The organism is Polynucleobacter sp. AM-25C3, from assembly GCF_018882335.1.
GTDB lineage: Bacteria > Pseudomonadota > Gammaproteobacteria > Burkholderiales > Burkholderiaceae > Polynucleobacter.
This window is the reverse complement of record NZ_JACVOS010000005.1, coordinates 170,538-191,332: the sequence shown is the minus strand read 5'-3', so window position 1 is coordinate 191,332 and position 20,795 is coordinate 170,538. Positions and strand designations below refer to the sequence as shown.

The 20,795-nt window shown below is 40.6% G+C and carries 18 protein-coding genes; all 18 read right to left on the bottom strand.

All coding sequences use genetic code 11. The annotated features are described in order from the left end of the window. Nucleotides 1-406: 406 nt before the first annotated feature. The 18 genes from ICN12_RS05310 to ICN12_RS05225 all read right to left on the bottom strand — a co-directional run bounded on the left by ICN12_RS05310 (nt 407) and on the right by ICN12_RS05225 (nt 20,700). Nucleotides 407-2,446, bottom strand: coding sequence for an acyltransferase family protein (locus tag ICN12_RS05310; RefSeq protein ID WP_216271258.1), 2,040 nt, complete (start codon nt 2,444-2,446; stop codon nt 407-409). A 255-nt stretch (nt 2,447-2,701) separates the two neighbouring features. After that, nucleotides 2,702-3,553, bottom strand: coding sequence for a glycosyltransferase family 2 protein (locus tag ICN12_RS05305; protein WP_216271256.1), 852 nt, complete (start codon nt 3,551-3,553; stop codon nt 2,702-2,704). Beyond that, nucleotides 3,550-4,869: an O-antigen ligase family protein gene (locus ICN12_RS05300; protein ID WP_216271254.1), complete on the bottom strand. Its 1,320-nt coding sequence runs from the start codon at nt 4,867-4,869 to the stop codon at nt 3,550-3,552. Before ICN12_RS05300 ends, ICN12_RS05305 begins: the two co-directional genes overlap by 4 nt. 184 nt (nt 4,870-5,053) lie before the next feature. Continuing rightward, a complete protein-coding gene (locus ICN12_RS05295; protein ID WP_216271252.1) occupies nt 5,054-6,016 on the bottom strand; it encodes a GDP-mannose 4,6-dehydratase in 963 nt (320 codons plus the stop codon). Then, nucleotides 6,013-7,053: a glycosyltransferase family 2 protein gene (locus tag ICN12_RS05290; RefSeq protein ID WP_216271250.1), complete on the bottom strand. Its 1,041-nt coding sequence runs from the start codon at nt 7,051-7,053 to the stop codon at nt 6,013-6,015. Before ICN12_RS05290 ends, ICN12_RS05295 begins: the two co-directional genes overlap by 4 nt. A 72-nt stretch (nt 7,054-7,125) precedes the next feature. Further along, complete coding sequence (locus ICN12_RS05285; protein ID WP_216271248.1) at nt 7,126-8,733, bottom strand: CDP-glycerol glycerophosphotransferase family protein; 1,608 nt, start codon at nt 8,731-8,733, stop codon at nt 7,126-7,128. A gap of 5 nt (nt 8,734-8,738) precedes the next feature. Further along, nucleotides 8,739-9,428 carry a class I SAM-dependent methyltransferase gene (locus ICN12_RS05280; protein WP_216271246.1) on the bottom strand — a complete coding sequence of 230 codons (690 nt, stop codon included), beginning with the start codon at nt 9,426-9,428 and terminating at the stop codon, nt 8,739-8,741. 78 nt (nt 9,429-9,506) lie between these two features. Next, nucleotides 9,507-10,202, bottom strand: coding sequence for an acylneuraminate cytidylyltransferase family protein (locus tag ICN12_RS05275; RefSeq protein ID WP_216271245.1), 696 nt, complete (start codon nt 10,200-10,202; stop codon nt 9,507-9,509). Beyond that, complete coding sequence (gene hisH, locus ICN12_RS05270; RefSeq protein ID WP_216271243.1) at nt 10,199-10,846, bottom strand: imidazole glycerol phosphate synthase subunit HisH; 648 nt, start codon at nt 10,844-10,846, stop codon at nt 10,199-10,201. The genes ICN12_RS05275 and hisH overlap by 4 nt, the downstream gene beginning before the upstream one ends. Further along, the gene (gene hisF / locus ICN12_RS05265) at nt 10,833-11,603 is read right to left on the bottom strand and encodes an imidazole glycerol phosphate synthase subunit HisF (protein WP_216271241.1); all 771 of its coding nucleotides are present in this window, start codon (nt 11,601-11,603) and stop codon (nt 10,833-10,835) included. The genes hisH and hisF overlap by 14 nt, the downstream gene beginning before the upstream one ends. Nucleotides 11,604-11,610: 7 nt before the next feature. Continuing rightward, complete coding sequence (locus ICN12_RS05260) at nt 11,611-12,915, bottom strand: N-acetyl sugar amidotransferase (RefSeq protein WP_216271239.1); 1,305 nt, start codon at nt 12,913-12,915, stop codon at nt 11,611-11,613. A 26-nt stretch (nt 12,916-12,941) separates the two neighbouring features. After that, nucleotides 12,942-14,012: a nucleotidyltransferase family protein gene (locus ICN12_RS05255; RefSeq protein WP_216271237.1), complete on the bottom strand. Its 1,071-nt coding sequence runs from the start codon at nt 14,010-14,012 to the stop codon at nt 12,942-12,944. After that, nucleotides 14,009-15,181 (bottom strand): UDP-N-acetylglucosamine 2-epimerase, encoded by a 1,173-nt coding sequence (gene neuC, locus ICN12_RS05250; RefSeq protein ID WP_216271235.1) that lies wholly within the window; start codon nt 15,179-15,181, stop codon nt 14,009-14,011. The genes ICN12_RS05255 and neuC overlap by 4 nt, the downstream gene beginning before the upstream one ends. Further along, complete coding sequence (gene neuB / locus ICN12_RS05245; protein ID WP_216271233.1) at nt 15,178-16,185, bottom strand: N-acetylneuraminate synthase; 1,008 nt, start codon at nt 16,183-16,185, stop codon at nt 15,178-15,180. The genes neuC and neuB overlap by 4 nt, the downstream gene beginning before the upstream one ends. Continuing rightward, entirely contained in the window at nt 16,182-16,817 is a 636-nt protein-coding gene (locus ICN12_RS05240) for a NeuD/PglB/VioB family sugar acetyltransferase (RefSeq protein WP_216271231.1), read from the bottom strand. The genes neuB and ICN12_RS05240 overlap by 4 nt, the downstream gene beginning before the upstream one ends. Further along, nucleotides 16,814-17,977, bottom strand: coding sequence for a LegC family aminotransferase (locus ICN12_RS05235; protein ID WP_216271229.1), 1,164 nt, complete (start codon nt 17,975-17,977; stop codon nt 16,814-16,816). Before ICN12_RS05235 ends, ICN12_RS05240 begins: the two co-directional genes overlap by 4 nt. Nucleotides 17,978-17,982: 5 nt before the next feature. Then, nucleotides 17,983-18,978: an NAD-dependent 4,6-dehydratase LegB gene (locus ICN12_RS05230; RefSeq protein ID WP_216271227.1), complete on the bottom strand. Its 996-nt coding sequence runs from the start codon at nt 18,976-18,978 to the stop codon at nt 17,983-17,985. 39 nt (nt 18,979-19,017) lie between these two features. Continuing rightward, on the bottom strand, nt 19,018-20,700 hold the full coding sequence (locus tag ICN12_RS05225; RefSeq protein ID WP_216271225.1) for an ABC transporter ATP-binding protein: 1,683 nt from the start codon (nt 20,698-20,700) through the stop codon (nt 19,018-19,020). Between the last annotated feature and the right edge of the window lie 95 nt (nt 20,701-20,795).

Here is a 20,795-nt window from a genome sequence, read left to right as displayed (position 1 = left end):
CTCGGCTTGTTTGAGGATGGCCATGATTTGGCTATCGGTAAAGCGGGAGGTTTTCATAGAATTTCCTTTAAATCAAACAACTTAGAAATTCTACTTTTAACTCAGGTTAAGGGGCGGGGGTATTACCCAAATCCTGATCACACAATGATTGGCAAAAATTAACTGTGTCATAGATATTGTTATAAACAACCGAAACAAATGTAATTTTATTTAAAGTCATATCAGGAATTTTCCGCTGGATAATATTTATTTGACATAATTGAAATAAGTGGAGAATTTTAAATTCAAAATAAAAATTTAATCTTCATTATTTAACATAATATCGGAAATATCTCATCCGATCTTGCAAGAAAGATAAATAGCCCTTATAGTCAATAAAATATAAGTAAAGGAAATTTACCCTATATCAGTCAAGACCTTTGAATTCTTTCATAATCCTGGCCATACACGCCTCTTTTGGATGCATTCCATCATAAAAATCTGTTGAATTACACCCAACTATATAGGGGTTATAAGAACCAATAATTTTAACTCCGTGCAATTTAGAAAAATCTCTAAAATTAGCTTCAATTTCCAAATAAATTGGACGTTCAATTTTCATACGCTCGTATAAATCAGGGTGGTAGGGAGATAAAACTAGGACAACATTATGATTTTTAGAATATGCATCTATAAATCTTCCAAATATTTCCTGAGATTCTTTGGAGTAATCATAATCAGTCATTGCATAATTTAATAAGTCATTAAATTCAGAGCTAATCTCTTTTTGATTTTTATTAGCATATGCTAAATTGTAAACACGACTTCCATCTCTTCTAATTTTATCCCTAGATTCAGGGATGTCATTAATGGCATTAAATTTCTGAAGATTAACTGCATCATATATTTTTGAGGCAACTGTAAAAAATCTCGATTGCTTATTATTATCAGTCAAATTAGCTATGGATGTTGTACTTAATTTAAGGCTTGATAGTGCAGAGATGTATTCATTATTGAGAGACCTCCAGCGCCCTTGTCCTGATTTAGAGTTGAAGAGCCAAGGATCAGCCCCAATGAATATAGTGGAGGGTTTAAACTTTTTGATTGCCATATCAGCGATAGCAATATCGTCCTCAATTGAAGAGCCGCTTACACCTAAATTAATAATCTTATCTCTATAATTATGCTCGCCAATTTGCATAACTCTTGATGAGCCAAGCACCACTGAATCTACGCTTAGATTCTCAAATTGAATCCTATATTTAATAAACTTTCTCTCATCCATATTTGAGGAATAAACAGCATTTGCTGTGGATAATTCTTTTGCAATACGCGCCTCAACCCCAAAGTTGGACGAGGAACCAAATAGCCTGCAGGAGAAATAGCCAAAAGTAATAAAAATTAAACTCAGCGCCAAACTGACGATAAAAATAGTCTTTCTTGAAATTTGAGTCCTATCTCTAAACGGACGCTCAATATATCGCCAGGTTATGACACTTAGAAGTAATGTAATGATTACCAAGATAACCATCAATGTGCCACTGATTGAATTAAAATAGTAGCGAGAGAAAGCAAATATAGGCTGATGCCAAAGATATGCGCTATAGCTTATAAGTCCTATAAAAACGAGAAGTCTACTCCCAAGTACTTTCCCCACCAAAGTATCTGGTAGGGCAAACAACAATATTAGAACAGTACCAATAGTTGGAACCAAAGCATAAATGCTGGGGAATGGAGTATCTTTATTAAAAACAAAAATCGATGTTGTGATTAGCAAAAAGCCTAATCCGCTTAAGATTTGTCTTGCGAGAGATGTCAGCATCATTATATTTCTGTTGGAAATATAAAAAACAGCTGATGCGCCAATTGCTAACTCCCAAGCACGTGTTGGCAGTAAGAAGAAATTAGGCACAGGCTTATATATAGAACCTATTTGCGCCGAAATTAAACTCACGATTGCAATCAAAATGATTGCGCCTAATACCCAACGCCTTCCCAGCCTCCAACATAACATAAGAAATATCGGAAAAAAAACATAGTATTGCTCCTCAACCGCAAGACTCCAAGTATGTAGCAGGGGCTTGAGTTCTGCGGCAGTTTCAAAATACCCGCCCTCTCTCCAAAAAAAGAAATTGGAAAGGAATAATGGAACTGCTATTAGACTTTTTGAGAAGCTTGCTAACTCAAATGGAGGAAGTAAAATCCAAGCAAATGGAATGCATACTGCCATTACAAAGAATAAAACTGGAAGTATTCTACGAGCTCTTCGCTCGTAAAAATTAATGATTGAAAACTTGCTCTCCTCCAGTTCAGCAAGAATAATAGTGGTAATTAAGTAGCCACTAATGACAAAAAAAACATCAACTCCAACAAAACCACCGCTAAAGTAATTAAAACCAGCGTGGAAAAGGATAACGGGTATTACAGCTAATGCTCTTAGTCCATCTATCTCTGGGCGGTATTTCATTGGGGTGTATTAATCGGTCTCTTAAGATAGTGTATCAATAGTTAAAGTATAGCTTTTTCTAGACAGCAGAAAATTCGCACTACAGGTAGCTAGCACATCAGAACTTTAAGCAAGATATGGATTCATATAGCCACACTTCTATCTACCAGAAAAATAATCTCTTGAGGGGTAAGTCATAGGATGATTTGCCTACTGGCCTTAAAACATAGATTAAGAATGTCTTAATCAACCACATTAATGCCTATTGCGAGCAGTCTATCTCCTCCGAATAGAGCCTAAGCGTCGCCTTGCATAATCAAAAACACCCAGAACAATACACCTTATACTTTCCATTCGCTCAGGACCATAAACAATAATCGCTGCAAAACTACATAAAGAAACCGCAAGAAGCCTAAGCATGAACAAGGGAAATTTCATCCCATACCATTCAATAAGATATAGTGTGTTACGCGCCATATAGTAACGACGGGTTGGTGAGTGGTTAGTATAAAAGCGCTTTAAAAAATTTCCTTTTCCAACAGTTCCTCCAAGTCTATGTGCCATTTTTGCATTTTCTACGCGATGTATCATCATCCCTGCGGCCCTTAGTCGTAGCGAGAACTCGAAATCAACACTATCTATAAAAAGTGCATCGTTATAAAGGCCTATCTTGTCAAAGACATCAACTCGCACCAAATTACCAGATGAAATTGCATACTCCACCACTCCACCCTCTTCAACCACATGCCTGCGATTTAAATCTTGAATGGATGGTGTGAGACTAACAACTTGAGGGTTCTTCTTTAGGTAATCACAATACAACTGAATCATTTCAAAACCAAGCGCGCTATCCTGATCCATCGTTAGCAACCACTTGCACCCCAATAGTTGCGCCCTTCGCACACCCTCATTCAATGCCGAGGCTATCCCTCGATTTTCTGGAAATTTACAAATACTTAAGCCCTCTTCAGCTTGTAATCTCAATAAAGCATTTTGCACCTCAGGATTTGAATTGTTGTCAACTATATGAACGTAGCCAGTCTGGGATAAGACGGAATCAACACATCGTTGAAGGGCGAATGCATCGTTGTAGCTTACTATTACCGATAAAATATCATCAGACCTCAATCAGTCGCCCTCGTAGAATTTGAATACTTACTTGCTTCTTTATTAGTCGAAAATTTAGCAGCAGACTTGACGCCTGCAATTAAAGGCAAAATCGCAATATAAAGAAGGAAGTCAAATGAGCCTAAATATGGGTTGGAATAAGCGCCAATAAGGAATGACAGCAGTCCAATAATGAGACAAAATGAGACCCCGTCTAGCGGATAAAGAGCCTTGGTGTTCACCAGGCAAATTCTTAGATATCTAAAGAATATAAATAAGATCAAAGAAACTCCGACGATGCCGAAATTAAATAGAATCTGATGGAAAGTTGATTCATAAGTTCCAGCCCTTTCATCGTCTGGAGAGAATATGTTTCCACCGAACCCAGACCCGATTATTAAATGGTCAAAAAATCCATTTATCAAGCCCTGTCTTTGGGCATACCTTACATCCTCATCGCTAAAAGCTTGATATAAATGCTCTAAGGTCCCGGTAAAATCTATATCCAGTAATCCACTAACTGCTGAAACTAAAAAAATAATCGTAAGTCCATAAAGAAAAATTGAATAAAATGAAAATCTAAATCTATTACGACCACCAGCAAAAATGAAAGCCACCAGCAAAACTAAGGGCTGCAGCGCTATTGTTACCCACAAAGCTCGGCGCCCTGATAGAGCCGCACAAATTAATCCGAGTACAAGAGCAATATGAGTGTAGGGGTTTCGAAATAGTTGCGTATCTTTACGAACATATATCGCAATTAAATAAGTTACCAAAAAAAATAAACTTCCTATATTGGAAGATGTTATTTGTATATAACCTTCATGAAACCCGATGTTCATCGCTAGCGACTTACTTACAGACTCCGGTATCAAATAGAATCCGTACATGACATCCAAAACACCCGCAATATTTATCAAAGAAATTAAAATTGCACTCAGAACTGCTGCTCTATGAAATATATAAAGACCACCTGCGATATATATTAATGAGACCATAATAAGATAAGCCAAACTCCAACCGACATACAATCTAAAATAGTCAATTAATGATGGAATGATCCCACCATTAATTAGGCCCACAATTGTCCATAGGCATCCAAGAATTGCGACTGAACAATAGAAGCCAATCACATCAACTTTCTTCATGAAGCCAATAACCATACGGATCTGTGGTGTGGCTAACAAGATTATTGCCATCAAGAGCGACAGCTTTAAAGCTGTATATGATCTTGGTAAAGTCATTATTGCAACCAACAAGGCTAGCATCAAGGATTCCAATGCAATCGAAGCTCTTGATACTTTTTGCATAAAATATCGAACTGATTTTTTTTTCATACTCAAATGATTATCGCTTTAGCCATTGTATTGCACTAGTTAGTGGCATCTATCCCGCCCATTAAAGCATTATCATTACCCGCCACCGTCCCAAAGCTTAGGAAAGTTGTTCCATCAATAAAACGCCCAGCAATGCTTTGATACATCCAGGAGCGAAAGTAAAAGCAAGGCCACTCAAGTATGATCAAAGACAGTCTTTCAAATGACTATAGTCAGAATTTACCATCCTCTCCACAAGCTCTTTAAATGAAATAGTAGGAGACCATCCAAGCTTCAATTTAGCCTTTGCGGCCGACCCAACCAAGGGAATTGACTCATCCACTCGATATGACTGTTCATCTAGCTTCACATATTCTGAAAAGTTTAATCCCAGTCTATTAAATGCTATCTCACAAAACTCATGGACCGAATGACTCTCGCCGGTGGCAAAAACATAATCTTCTGGCTTAGCTTGTTGCAACATCATCCACATACCCATTACATAATCACCTGCAAATCCCCAATCTCGCAATGCAGAAAGTGAACCTAGATGTAATTCATTGGCAATCCCAAGTTTAATATTAGCAGCTGCAAATGTTATTTTTCTGGTTACATATTGCAACCCCCTTCTTTCACTTTCGTGATTGAATAAGATTGCGGAACAACAAAACAGTCCATAATGCTGTCGATATATTTTTAGCATATTGTCTGCGTATAACTTTGCAACACCATAAGGACTTCTTGGATTAACATTGCTAGTTTCAGTTAGCGGGCTTTCTAGCGCCTCACCGAAAATCTCCCTGCTTGATGCCTGACAAAAACGAATTTCTGGATTTACTTTTCTTATGGCTTCGAGCAATCTTAGAACTGCTAGTCCATTAATTTCAGAAATCTGTATAGGGTCATCATACATGCCAATTCCTGTTGCATATGCTGCTAAATTATAGATCTCTGTGGGTGAAAATTTTTCAATAGCAGCCCGTATGGCACTCTCATCCACCATGTCCCACTCCACATATTGAATTTTATTTTCAGCGCCATTTAAAAATATATTTTTGGAGTTTAAACTTCTAACAACACCTACGACCTTATAACCCTTTTTAAGCAATAGATTTGTTAAATAGAATCCATCTTGACCAGTAATGCCAGTTACAAGAGCAGTTTTCATTTGCGTGGAATATCTTTTAATAAGCGCTGCGCGAAATGCCTACTAATATAAGTTGAATATTTGCTTATAGAAAGGCTATACAATCCAAACAACGCTTTTTTATTAATAAAAATGCAATAAAAACTTGCAGCGAAATTTAATACACTTTCAGGAAACAATGCAATTACGTAGCTTATTAGGCGCCTCATGTGGCTTGAATTAATTCTTATATATTGGCCATACTCGGATAATCCATAGCCACCCAGTGCCCTATAGAGAACTAAGTTTTTAATACTTTTCCATGGATACCTTGGGCAGACAGAATTTTTTGTTAGATTTGAATATTTTTTAAACGACCAAACTAATTTAGGCCATTTAAACATCCAAATTTCGAAGCCTCGCGATGTCCACATCGCATTTCCATAGCGAATAATAATTTGCGGCTCCCTGATCACTAGGGCTAAATTTAATAGATCCTGAAAAATAACGCCGACATGAATAAATAACGTTCCGTAATACTTTGACCGCTGTCTTTTGCCCCACAATGCTCTGCGAATAACAACACACCCAATGAATGATAAATAACTGGCAGTCTCCGCAAAAAATCTGTCGGACTCTAGCTCTGTATAGCATGTCAAACCGTCTAAAGGAAGAATTGCTGTGGACAATAAGCCCTTGAGATCCGCAGTCATCACCTTCGAATTAACTACTATTAAATCAGGATTTTCTGCAATTAAACGCAATACCCGCTCAATTGCGCCTGGCACTAATAAATCATCATCTGTCATTAACCAACAATAATCACCGCTTGCATAACTAACTGCTTTATCATAATCCTGATCGACTCCAGAATTTATATCTGCGCGTATGTACTTGATTCTTGGATTGCGACTAACGTAACTAGCTACAACTTCCTCGGTATTATCGGGGGAGGCCCCATCCAGAATAATAAGTTCAACCCCCTTAATCAATTGAGGAGCGATTGAATCCAATGTCTCAGCAATAAAACTGCCCCTCATGTATGTTGCCATGCAGATTGATAACTTAATTTTTTCCATGGTCACCTGATTAAGATTAGAAGATATATCTCCCCGGCTCTTTTATATCCGTTGTTAAGCAACATGCATTTTTTAATATGTTTTGATTTTACGATTTTCGTTGGTATAACTTTCTGCCAAAGATACCAATCTGGCCGCAATTTTTTTGCTAGCCCCCTCAGCATCATGACTTATTATGGAATCAATAAATTCTTTTCGTCTAAAGGCGTTTTTTTCTAGCATTTCAACACCTCCATCAACTGCCACCTCCTTCAGGGCTCTCAAAAGCTCTTGGGCATTAGTGGCTAAACATAGCGCACTACTCGTCGCCAAAAAATCACTCACTAATTCGCCCCAGCCACTAAATCGCAAACATATAGTAGGCTTATTAATAATCAATGCCTCATAGGTTGCCGTGGACCCAAATGATAAAAATGCATCGCTGGCACAGATATATTGGCGAATATTTTCATCATGCCCTGCAAAGACAATTCGAGCAAAACCAGCCGCTAAATTACGAGTTTCTTGCACATTTTCCAGTGGGTGCGGCTTAACAATTAACCACACATCTGGCGTTGTATTTATAGCTTCAAATAATGTTTTTTTCATTACTCTTAGTGATGAGACTGCATTTTGGCCAAACGCAGCCAGAGAGTATGTAGATGCCAAAACTAAAATGCGAGCCGATGTGGGGATTCCAAACCTCTCTCTTAGGGCCAGTATTTCGGCTTTTGTGGACTGGCATAATCTGTCATACCGCGGGGATCCTGTTACAACTATTTTTTCTAACGGCACTCCATGACTAATCAATTGATCCTTTGGCATTTCACCTTGCACAAAAACCCAATCATCTTGAAAAAATTTCCACTCGGCGCAACCCTCATCAATAGGTCCTGCTTGAATTTGAACCGTCGGAATTCCTATCTTACGGGCAATTTGCATGTAAGCACGTGTACGTGGATCTGCGCAATCAATCGAAACAACTACCGAAGGATGGTGCTCCTCAATGATATGCTTTGCAAGTGCCAAGGTATCCGATAAATAAAATGCACCCTTGATCAATGCTTCGGAGATGTTGCGCTGCAGTTTCATAGGCGCAACACGTGGCGATACTTGGAAGCCCTTATTGTTTTTAATTATTTCCAATACCCTCAGCTCAGACTTTTTAGCAAAATCAAGACCCCATTTCCTGACTTTGCTTGTACGATGAGTGCGTGCCAAGTGGGTACCACAAAATACACCTTGTTTTTCAATTAATTCTGGAACCTCATCAACCAGAAGAATGGGTATTAATGAATCATTGCCCATCATCTCTTCAGCAATAGGCAGCAAGACATCCCGCGCTAAATACCAAGAAAATCCGAGGAATAAAATAGTTTCATTTTTTGGCCAAGACTCGCATCCGCTTTTATCTAATTTAAGATATCTCAACGCTAATATCTTTTTCAGAAAAAAATAGCTTTTTTTTAATTTTAATAAAAGATACTTTTTGTAATCCCTCCCTTTGATTCTCCCATCCAAAAGCTCGGAAACTCTATAAAGAGCAAGATCAACAACCATAATTTCCCAAAGTGAAACCCCCTTAATAAGCAATAGCTCGCTAAAGATTTTTCCATTAGAAATAAAATGTAAACCTAAATCCTTTACTAATAAGGAAGATTGTCTTACTAAAGTTACAAATGAAAAGGACTCTGCACTCAAAAAAATTATCCTTTATTGTGATCCAAAGTTAACACCGTAACGATATCTCCCGAGAAAAAATATGGGCTACCAAATCCAAGCGCCTGCATTGTAAGATAGCGAAGAAATTTACGCAAAAAATGTAAATGTTTTAGCTTGCTTCTTGGATAAACCAGTGCGCCCTCATATATTGCTATTTTAAACCCAAGAGGCCGAATAAGCTGCTCTAGCTTTGATAAGCCAATAGCTGTTACATGAGTAAAATCGCCATTCTGTGCACTTAATCCCACAAATGAATCGCCATTTGGAAATCTAAAGATCATTTTTCCATCTGGCTTTAAGACTGATTTAAACACCAAAAAATACTGCTGTAGTTGCTCTAAGGTCAAATGCTCTAAAACATCAAAGCCCACTATCAGGTCATAAGGTCCATTTGTGAGACTTGCCAATGAATTATGTGCGGGGATCCCCAAGTTTGAGGCCTCCTCCAACAATGATTCCTGTATTTCAATACCCTCAACATTGCTACCATTTTCCAAAAGAAATTTAATAAATCCGCCATTTCCAAAGCCAATTTCTAACGCGTTAATATTTTTATAATCAACATGTAGTTTATCTAATTGTAATTTATATTTATTCCTAGAATCTATAGATAGACTCCCGAATGGAACCTTATTTAGCCAACCTTTCCAGTTGGAATAATCTTCATAATCCATTTTTTTCCTTTTTAATAATTAGCTTAATCATTGAATAGATTTTATATCACAGTCATATATTATAATATAGCCTAGATATTAAATTTCATTATTTTTAGTCAAATAGTATTCTGCCATATACCAATCATCCAAGGTATCAATATCTATATTTTGCATAATGCCATTGATTATTAGCGGCATCCAATAATCCCCATAAAATGTTTTTGCATAGCGGAGGATCGAGGGACTTATAAGATAAAAAGCTCCACTAACAACGTAGGCTTTAGGAAAATCCTGAGATCGCATAGCGAAGTCAGCCCCTTCGACATATGGAATCGGACGCTGCCCCTCAATCTTTAAACATAAAAATGGGTGCTGGCTGGCTGGCGATACCCCAACAATAGCACATGGTTTTCGATTGGCGAAAAGGTTAATCCCCCTAGTAATGTCTTCTACCCTACGAAATGGAGATGTGGGCTGCAGAAGTAATATGCCATCAACTGGACCGTTAGCTTCCTCATACCAATTTAACGCGTGCAACGCCACGTCTACAGAGGTAGCATTATCATCAGATAAATATTTAGGTCTTAGCCAGGGCACCAAGGCGCCAGCATTAGATGCTATTGCGGAGATATCTGGGGCATCAGTTGAAACTAGTACATCGCATATATTAGGCAACCCCTTAACTACATCAATACTCCAAACAATTAAAGGCTTTTCCCCAAGAATTTTGGTATTTTTACCAGGCAGTCGTTTTGAACCTCCACGAGCTGGAATCAAGGCTAGTATCTTCATTGCATTAAAAATCTATGCAAAATCCTTAACCCAACTTCGCCGCTTTTTTCCGGATGAAACTGACAGCCCATAATATTATCTTTAGCTATCACTGCAGCAATATTGTGCCCACCATAACTACAATCAGCAATGCGATGCTTGGGCTCATTGGAATCCGCCATAAAAGAGTGCACAAAGTACACTGAATCGCCACGGCGAGTGTCTGCAAGAAGATTCAATCCCCACTCAGCCCCTCTAGCTGCGGGATACAACTCCTCCCATCCAATATGCGGAATTTTTTGGTCTAAACCCTCTTGATCGACTCGGGGCACTGGAATCACCCTGCCAGGAATTAATCCTAGCCCCCTTGTTACTCCAAACTCCTCGCTCTCATCAAGCAGAAGTTGCATCCCCAAGCAAATACCGAGCAAGGGAGTATTGTTTCTTGCAATCTTGCATATAACCTCCACTAATTCAAGATTTTTTAATGCTTGCATTGCATTTTTAAAAGCTCCGACTCCAGGCAACACAACTCGCTTAGCGGCTAGGATTTTCTCAGGATCAGATGTCAATAATACTTTTGCGCCACAGAATTCTAGCCCACGCTGAACACTAAGAAGGTTACCGACTCCGTAATCGATTACTATGACATCAGGCGCACTCATAATGCCTTACTCTAATTCCCGCATTTTCGGCAGCCACTCTAATATCAGCAATCTCTGTGCGCTTATAGTGGAGTATGTCAGCCATTGCCACCGCATCAGCGCCGCCTCCGTTGACAACTGCCACTAAATCCGCGGGCTTGCCCATGCCTCCACTAGCAATTATTGGCACAGAAACTTCCGCCGATACCGCACTGACTAGCTCAACATCAAAACCCTTGCGCGTTCCCTCTCTATCGATTGAGGTTAACAATACCTCCCCAGCCCCCATTGCCACACCCTTCTTGACCCACTCAATAACGTCCAATCCAGTCGGTTCGCGACCATTATCCGTATACACCTCCCAACGATCTGGGCCTATTTTCTTAGCTTCAATAGACAGAACCATGCACTGACTGCCAAATTGCCAGGCAATATTACTAATTAACTCAGGATGAGCGACTGCCGCAGTATTCACGGCAACTTTATCGGCTCCTGCACGCAAAATAGCCGTAGCATCATCGAGTGATCGTATGCCACCCCCTACGGTTATGGGTACAAAAATATCTTTGACAGCCTCACTAATAATATCCGCTAGATGGTTACGACCATATAAACTTGCGACACTATCCATATACAACAATTCATCTGCGCCCTGCTGATAATAGAGATATGCGAATTCGTTCGGAGATCCAATGACTCGCAAACCCTCCAAATGGATCCCTTTAATTAAATTCCGCCCTTTAATATCAAGTCGAGCGATAAGGCGAATATTTCTCATCTCGGAATCACTTAATATCACCCCAAGGGGTATGACGTAGCTTCCACTGCCCATACTCAATCTTCCAGAGATGAGGGGATCGGAAGCGATCACACAACTCTAAAAATTCCTCTTGGGTCATGCTTATATACTCCAGAAATTCTTTCTCATAACGAGCGGGATATTCGCCCTCGTAACGGCGCATTAACGCAATACCCTCTTCTTTTGAAATATGATGATTGCGTATTTCTTGTGCCGAATCCATCATGGCACGACCTACACCGAATTTAATCCAGCGCGTAAAGTAAAAAAATCCATCGACCTTATCATCTAGACTGTTGTACTTTGAATATGTACCTTCGGTGCGAACAGGGTTAGCCTCAAACCCTGTGTTTTCAACCGCATAGTAATAAGCTTCCTGAGGAACCCAGCGCTTGTAATACCCGAGATATTTGAAATCGATACCTTTTTTACGAAGAATCTCTGAATCCATTGGGAGATAACTTTTTAAATCGGCCAACTGTACGCCATCTTCAAGGTACTCACCTATCAACTTACCTCCCAAATAGACATCGCGGATATCCTTACCGCTAATATAGTCGAGCGAGAATCCAGCACCATCTCCGCTCTCTGAATCAGATGAATAGCTTGATACCTTATGAGAAATCTTCTCACCATACTCACCCGGCATTTCTCCATAAAAAATTAATGGGATGCCTAATTGCGCAGCCATCTTAGCAACAAAGGTTTTTTGGCCGAGAATAAAAGGCTGGAAAGGATGTAGCAAATTGATCGTTGCATTTCTTGTAAGCAGTCGATGAATTTTTCCATTTGGTGTATAGAGAAAATTATCAAAACCGCCAACATGAAGCCAGTTTTGAAAATTCTTCCATCCTATGTCTGTGTATAAGTGCGGGGACCAAGTCACCGTCAAGGGATGCATTCCGTATTTATATTTTAATAAATGAGACTGCATTGCACTATCTTTTCCACCGCTACCGCCTACTATGCAGTCATAACTTCCATCTTCTCGGCGAAACCTATCACATAAATCAAGCAACTCCCGCTCACGCTCGTCCCAATCAATCTCACCAGACTCTTTAAGCTTATTGAAACTACAGGCATGACAAACACCCTCTTCATTAAATGTTAATGTGTTCTTTGTTGATGAATGGCTATGAGCATACTCATTACTAGACATTGGCTGCTGATTTGACATATTACATATTTTGCAAAACTGCACCTTTCGTGGCAGCCCATAAAATATTTCAAGATCTTGCTCGTCTTTGTCGTACGGATTCAGATCGGTGTTTAAACTTGGTCCAATTATCATATTTTCTCACTAGGTGGCTAAAGTTATTAAATCTTAAGAGCATCCAGATTAATTTGCGCACGCTCAAAATCATCTGGGCGGCCCACGTCAAGCCAAGGCTCATGCATTGGATATGCAATGGTTAATTTGCGCTGTCCCTTTAAACTTTCAAATAGAGCGGGCATATCGCAAGATTCATTCGAAGATAAGACATCTAATGCCTCTGGATTTAATGCGTATACGCCAGCATTAATATGACTGAGAGAAACTGGCTTTTCTTCAAATCCAGTAATTTCTATGCCTTGTGTATGAACTACGCCAAAAGGATGCTGCCACTCATGTAAACGAACTGCCATAGTGGCAACAGCACCATGGCGCTCATGAAAATCAAGCAATTCACCATAACGAATATCTGTAATAACATCTCCATTTGTTACCAAAAAAGGTTTTTCAGGAATTGGGTCAAGCAAACTAAGAGCGCCCGCAGTCCCCAATGGCGAATCCTCACGCAAATAAGTTATGTTTACACCAAAAAGGCTACCATCTCCAAAATACTCCTCGATCATATGGCCAAGGTATTGAATCGCCAATATAAATTTATTAAATCCCTCCTGCTTAGCTCGATTAATAATATGCTCAAGCATTGGTTTTCCCGAGATTAATAAGAGAGGTTTTGGGCAACTTTCAGTGAACGGGCGCATTCTCTTTCCCTTGCCCCCGGCCATAATAATGATAATGTTATCTCTAATAGGCGATATAACTACCTCATCCCAGAGATGCATCCCAACTACGCAATTTTTATCATCAACCACTGGAATTTGTTGAATCTTATTGGCAATCATGAGTTGCCTGACCAATGCTCTCTCCAAGTCAGGAGGGACAACTAATGCGTTACGATGGATCACGCTCGTAATTGAACTCTTCAAATTCAATCCCCGTAAAAGAGCTCGCCTAATGTCCCCATCAGAAATAGTTCCCTCAAGCTCTCCACTATCTTTGGTTACTAAAACTATTTTTATTCCGAGTTGATCTAAATTTTGAACAACCTCACCAATTGTTGAATTTACATTTAGAGTTGCCTTAGACCAAATTGGTTCGGGTGATTTTATTATCATCATTGCTCCATCGCCGCTTTGGGTAAATCATAAAATCTCTTTTTAAGAAGATTCGAGAGCGGGTAATTTTTTAATGTTTGTATAATTTTTTCGCTTGCCCCGCCAATCCCATACGGATTAATAGTAGACTGAAGGCCCTCCTGGAATTTTTTTGTGTAAAGTTGTCTGATAGCGCGAGAAATATCTTCTCGGTCAGGGCCGCAATTAATCACGCTGGTAGCCATCAGTCTACCTTCCTGTCGAGCTCCAATGTTAACTGTGCCTTTTTTGAAGCTCGGCACCTCTAGCAAACCACTCGATGAATTTCCTATTACACCATCCACTTGAGCAATACACGAAAGATAGCGTTGCTCACCAAGAGATATAAAAGAGTGGGCATTCGGGTTCTGCCCAACAAACCGTTCAATCATTTTAATTAAAATCCTACTCTCTGTATCGCAATTTGGCATGGTAAAGATAAGTTGTGTGCCCCCCAATTGATCCAAGGCAGCAAGTAATTCCTCCATTTGATTGGCAGCTGCGCCATGCTCGAGAGTTGCCGGATGAAAAGTGATCAATAAGCTCTTTTTTTCAAACTTAAGGCCTAGCATACATTCCAATTCTTCTTTACCAAGAATTTCTAAGCGCTCTAGATTGTCCATCGCCAGACCGCCAACCAAAAATACTCGCTCGGGAGACTCCCCCAACTGAATTACTCGTTCACGATATTTTTCTGCGGCAACAAAGTGCAAGTGCGACATTTTAGTAATCGAATGTCTGAGCGCCTCATCAAGGGCGCCCTCAGTAGTCTCACCACCATGCAAATGTGCCACTGGTATGCGCGCCACTAATGCTGCAGATACCGCAGAGAATATCTCAAATCGATCTCCTAAAACCACAACTAAATCCGGCTGTAATTCATGTAAAGCATCGGCAAAACCAATCAAACCTAGGCCCATAGATTTAGCAATGCCAACCGAAGTATCCGAGCTAGTCAACATTTCTACCTTGCGGTCAATCAGAAAACCATCTCCCTCTATCGCTTGATAGGTAAGGCCAAATTCTGGTGATAAGTGCATACCAGTAACAATAGTTTGCAAACTGAGCGCGGGATCATCCTTAATTCCCTGCATAACCCAACGCAGCAACCCGTATTCGGCACGTGTACCAGTAATGACACAAATTTTTCTCATAATTCTATTGACTCATCAGACAAAAAATCCCGCTTTGCACTTTTTCCTAGCACTTCATCCCACCGCATAGGTGAAATGCCCATGCCAGGTCTTTTGGTAGCGATGTTTTCGGCAGTAAATTGCTCACCAGCTTTAATGTCGCGACTGGCAACTATGGATTTACGTACTACCGATTTGTTCCTAGCTTCGCTAGGTGTTAAGCGCTTAATGCCATCGCCGAGCGCAACTTCTATATTACGAATAGCCGCAACCATGGCATTAAGCTCTTCCGGCTCAAGACTGGCTTGATGATCGGGGCCAGGTAGATTGCGGTCTAATGTAAAGTGTTTTTCAATCACAACGGCACCCATCGCAACAGCTGCAATAGCAACCTCCATCCCTTGCGTGTGATCAGAATAGCCAACTGCCGTACCAAAGGCCGTATGAATGCTTTGCATGGCACGTAAATTTACTTCAGCCATAGGGGTTGGGTATTCAGTCGTGCAATGTAAAACAGTAATCTTAATGCGAGGTGTGCCGGCACTCTCCAGAACGTCAATAGCCGCTTCTATATCTCCTAAGGTTGACATGCCGGTAGAAAGAATAATAATTTTTCCGAGTTGGCCAATGTGACGCAAATACGGTAAGTTAGTAATTTCACCGGATGGAACCTTAAAACACTCCTGACCAAGATTTGATAACAAATCGATACTTTCAATATCAAAACCAGTAGATAAGAAACCAATGTTCCGTATTTCACAATGGGCAATAAGCTCAAGATGCATGGCTTCTGTTAACTCTAATCTACTCAACATTTCATGTTGAGATTCCGCACTGTCGGTAGCCTGACTTTGGTAATCGGCTTTTTTGGCAGTACGCGTTACTTGACGGTTAGCATTAAAAGTTTGAAACTTGACCATATCAGCACCAGCTTCAGCTGCCACGTCAATCAATTGCTTGGCTAAACCTATGTCCCCATTGTGATTTACGCCTGCTTCAGCGATGATTAGGGTTTTATTCTTCATACCTTTCCATACCCCGTAAATTGGGTGTTGTTAGTAAGATCATACCTAACCCCTAATCCCATTCCCACTAGACAATCTCCGCCAATAACGATACCTTGCTTAATGATGCTACCACTACCAATAAAGCTGCCAGAGCCAACAGTCACATCCCCATTCAGAATGGCTCCAGTAGAAATATGGCAATGATCCTCAACTCTCGCATCGTGCTCAATCAGCGCACGACTATTAATAATGCAGTTATTTCCAACACTAGCGCCAGCATTAACGATAGCTCCATGCATAACAATAGTCCCAACTCCAAGCGTGGCGTGACTAGAAATATGAGCAGTAGGCGAAATGATGATGGGCAATTGATAGCCCAATTGCCTAACTTGCTGATATAGGCGAATACGGTGCTCCGCACTCTGTATTTGCCCAATAGTAATTAAAGCATATTGATAGGTCTTCGCTAGGCAAGATAAATCACTATCAGTGCCAATCACAGCATACCCATACTCTAGGTGTTGAGCGTCCCTTTGCTCTGGTAAACCCACTAATCCAGCGATCTGAAAATGCCCATGCCGCTCAATCACATCAATACATGAATGAGCGTGACCGCCGGCACCAACTAAGATTAGCTTAGGTTTAGTCATGATGCCGCTAAAACCAAATGTGAACTGCTTGGGATATTAATTAAGCGCTGCACCAGTGATTTCGCCATAGTCAAGTCCATCCGTGGACATCCTTTAAATGGAGTCAACTCATCCATCAATGTCCAGGCAGGGCGAGTCATAAAACCAGCATCATTGTTAACCTTCAAGATGGCGTCACGTTGATCTTCATTCCCCACATCCAACAACAACGTTTGTAACCAGTAATTACTTTGGCATTTCTCTGGCTCTGGCATAAGCTTCACCCCCACAACTCGCTCAAAAGCAATTAGATAGCATGCAAATAATGCTTTTTTGGCAGAAAGCTTCACTGGCAATTGCTCCAATTGGGCGCAACCCAAAGCAGCGTTTAAGTTTGGAAGGCGGTAGTTATAGCCAATTTCATCATGACGAAATTCCCATGCATGCGGCAACTTAGCGGTGGTGGTTAAGTGTTTGGCATCATTGGTCAGTATGGCGCCACCTCCGCCAGTAGTAATGGCTTTATTACCATTAAAACTGAGTGTTCCCATTAACCCAAAAGTCCCAGTATGTTGTCCTTGATAGTAACTACCTAAAGATTCGGCCGCATCTTCTACGAGCAATATATTAAAGTCATGCGCAATAGCCAGCAAACCATCCATATCAACTGGGTGGCCAAAGGTATGCATGGGTACCAATGCACGTATTACCTGCCCAGTGGCACGATTATTAATACATTGATTAGAACGTTGCTCAGTGTGGCTAAGTAAGTAATTTCGCAACTTGACAGCGTCAACACCTAATGTAACCAGATCGCTATCCACAAGATGTGGTGAAGCGTTGCAATAGGCGACGGCATTGGTTGTGGCAATAAAAGTAAGGGCGGGTACCAATACTTCATCACCAGCTTTTACGCCCGCAAGTTTTAGGGCAATATGCAACGCTGCCGTGCCATTTACCACAGCCACTGCATATTTAGCGCCAGTAAATTTCGCCAAATCAATCTCGAAACGATCGACAAATTTTCCCACCGATGAGACAAATGTTGAGTCTAGGCACTCTTTAAGGTATAACCATTCGTTACCTGCAAAGCTGGGCTCGCTTAATGGGGCAGGCCCCGCGCCAACTACAGAACGGATAGCAGTTACAACTTGAATAGCAAGATCGGTCCGATCACTCATATCATTTATATATTATAAATATTCGCTTTATATCCACGAAGATTTCCTAGTTGGGAGAACCACTGAGCAGTTTCACTAAGGCCACGCTTAAAACCCTCGCGCCCACCATAGCTTGGCTGCCAATCAAACAATTGGCTTGCTTTAGTATTGTCCGCCCATAAGCGCTCGACCTCAGAATTCTCTGGGCGCAAACGCACTTCGTCAGTAATGATCTCAATGTCAATATTCATCGCTTCGGCAATGAGATGCGCAGTATCACCTACCGATATTTCGAAGTTGCTCCCTAAGTTAATGACCTCGCCCAAGCCCTTATCAGAATTTAGCGCAGCAATAAAACCCGCAACGGTATCCTGTACATAATTAAAATCACGCGTAGGTGAAACTGAGCCCAATTTTATTCTCCGCTCTCCATTCGCTATTTGCGTGATGATAGTAGGGATAACTGCACGCGCTGATTGGCGGGGCCCATAAGTGTTAAACGGGCGAATTGTTACTACCGGAAGACCAAAAGAGGCATAAAAAGAAAAAGCCAGTTGATCAGCGGCAATCTTTGTGGCGGAATATGGTGACTGCCCTTGCAAGGGGTGCTCTTCAGTAATGGGCACAAATCTTGCTGTGCCATAAACTTCACTCGTTGAAGTATGAATAACTCGTTTTATATCTAAACTGCGAGCAGCCTGAAGGATATTTAAGGTCCCCTTCACATTGACGTCTACATATGTATCGGGCGAATGATATGAATATGGGATTGCTATTAATGCAGCTAGATGCAAAACAGCGTCACAACCTTTCATTGCCTCATGCACTCCGTTGGGGTCACGAATGTCTCCAGCAAAAACCTCAAATCTTCCTTTGACTTCTGGCAAGCATTGATCCAACCAACCCCAAGAATTAAACGAATTGTAGAGAACAAATGCCTTGACCTCATGACCAGCCTTGACCAACGCTTCAGTGAGGTGGGAGCCAATAAAACCATCGGCACCAGTAACTAATATTTTCATATCTACTCTATATCAATTTATTAAATTTAAAGATGAACTTCAAATTGCAGACCCAATGATGTCTTGATAACTTCCAGCACGTTTAATCCTCCCTGCAGACATTTCAATTACTTGGCTACAATTCTTTAAAGTCGTAAGTCGATGAGCCACAATAATTAACGTTATTTTCTTATCAATACACTCGATAGCAGACATTACCGATAACTCCGTCTCATTATCGAGTGCACTGGTAGCCTCATCAAGAATAATGACGTCAGCATTCTTATAAAGTGCCCGAGCAATTCCGATCCGTTGACGCTGCCCTCCTGATAGACGTACTCCTCTTTCGCCAACGAACGTATTGTATTTAGCATCCCAAGATTCAATAACCTCAGATAACTGCGCTCTTTGGGCGGCAAAGCGAACGGCATCGAAATCAATTTCCTCAACAGGAATGCCAAATGCAATATTTTCTGCTATCGTAGTATCGGCCAAATAAATGGACTGTGGAACATGGGCAATATGCGCCTGCCACCCCCTGTGATTTTTTGCGATGATTGATTCTCCATCAATCATTAAACGACCCTGGGTTGGGAATAGCAACCCCATCAAAATATCTAGCAAAGTACTTTTACCACTTCCAGTAGCGCCAATAAAGCCAACTCGAGACCCCGTGGCAATTTTTAGGTTTATCCCATCCAATACCCAGGGTTGATCTGGTCCATATTGAAATCTTAAATTATTAAACTCAATCTCATAATTAAAGGGCAATCTCTTGGACAATTGCGAATGGGAGTGGTCAGGCAACCTCTGATCAAGCAGGCCAAGTACATCCGCCAATGATGCTTGGCCACTTTTTAGCAAAGCCCAGCTAGCATAAGATTGTTGAAGCAATGGTAATAGTCTTTGAGCACCTAAAGCTAATGCACCAAGTATAGGTATGGCCGCTGAGATTCCCTCTGGACGTCTTGACAATAAAAAAGCTACGAAGGCTATCAATACCATTCCTAAGGCTTCAATTACAAATCTCGGAGCACCCCCAAAAATCTGAACACTAGCCTGCGCACGGCGCAGAGGAATATCTGCATCCGTATAAATTTTACAATATGCCTCTTGAGTGCCATCGATCAAAATATCACGAATACCTCCAAGCCCCTCTTGTAGCACCTTAATAACTCTATTTGAATCTTTACTAATTTGCTGACCATACAGCGTCAATCTTTTTTTAGTTATAAGTATTACTAATGCATAAATTCCGCCAAAGCCAACAAATACAGAAACAGCAACCGAGGGTTCAATAGCAACTAGGGCCAATAAAATAGCAATTAAAATTAAAACTGAGCTAAAAATAGTCAGCAAAGGCAGAAGTATTTGATAGACGACCAAATTTGCCTTATTAGAAATACCCCCAATAATTTCACTTGTATTTCGCCCCACATGAATTGCATAGGGCTGATAAAGGGTTCGACGATAGATGCTGATGCTTAAGTCGGCGCCAATGGCATGACTAAGTCTAGTTTGCGCCCAAAGCAAAACCAGTCTTGCCAACCCCGAAAACACTGAAGCAATAACGAAGGCAATTGTAAGGGGTACTAATAGCTGCTTTGGTTCGGAAACACCTAAAACTCTAATTACCGGCTGAGCCAACTGACTGTTAAATAACTTATCAGGGGAAGTTAATGCGCCTAAAAATGGCAAAACAGCACCAATGCTAATAATCTCCGCCAAGGAGGCAATCAACATTAGAATAAAAAGGAAGCCAAACTGAATTTTTCGACGCGAGTTAAAAGACAACCAAAGTCGACGTAGCAAAATCGACATAGGCTGAACCAAAATTA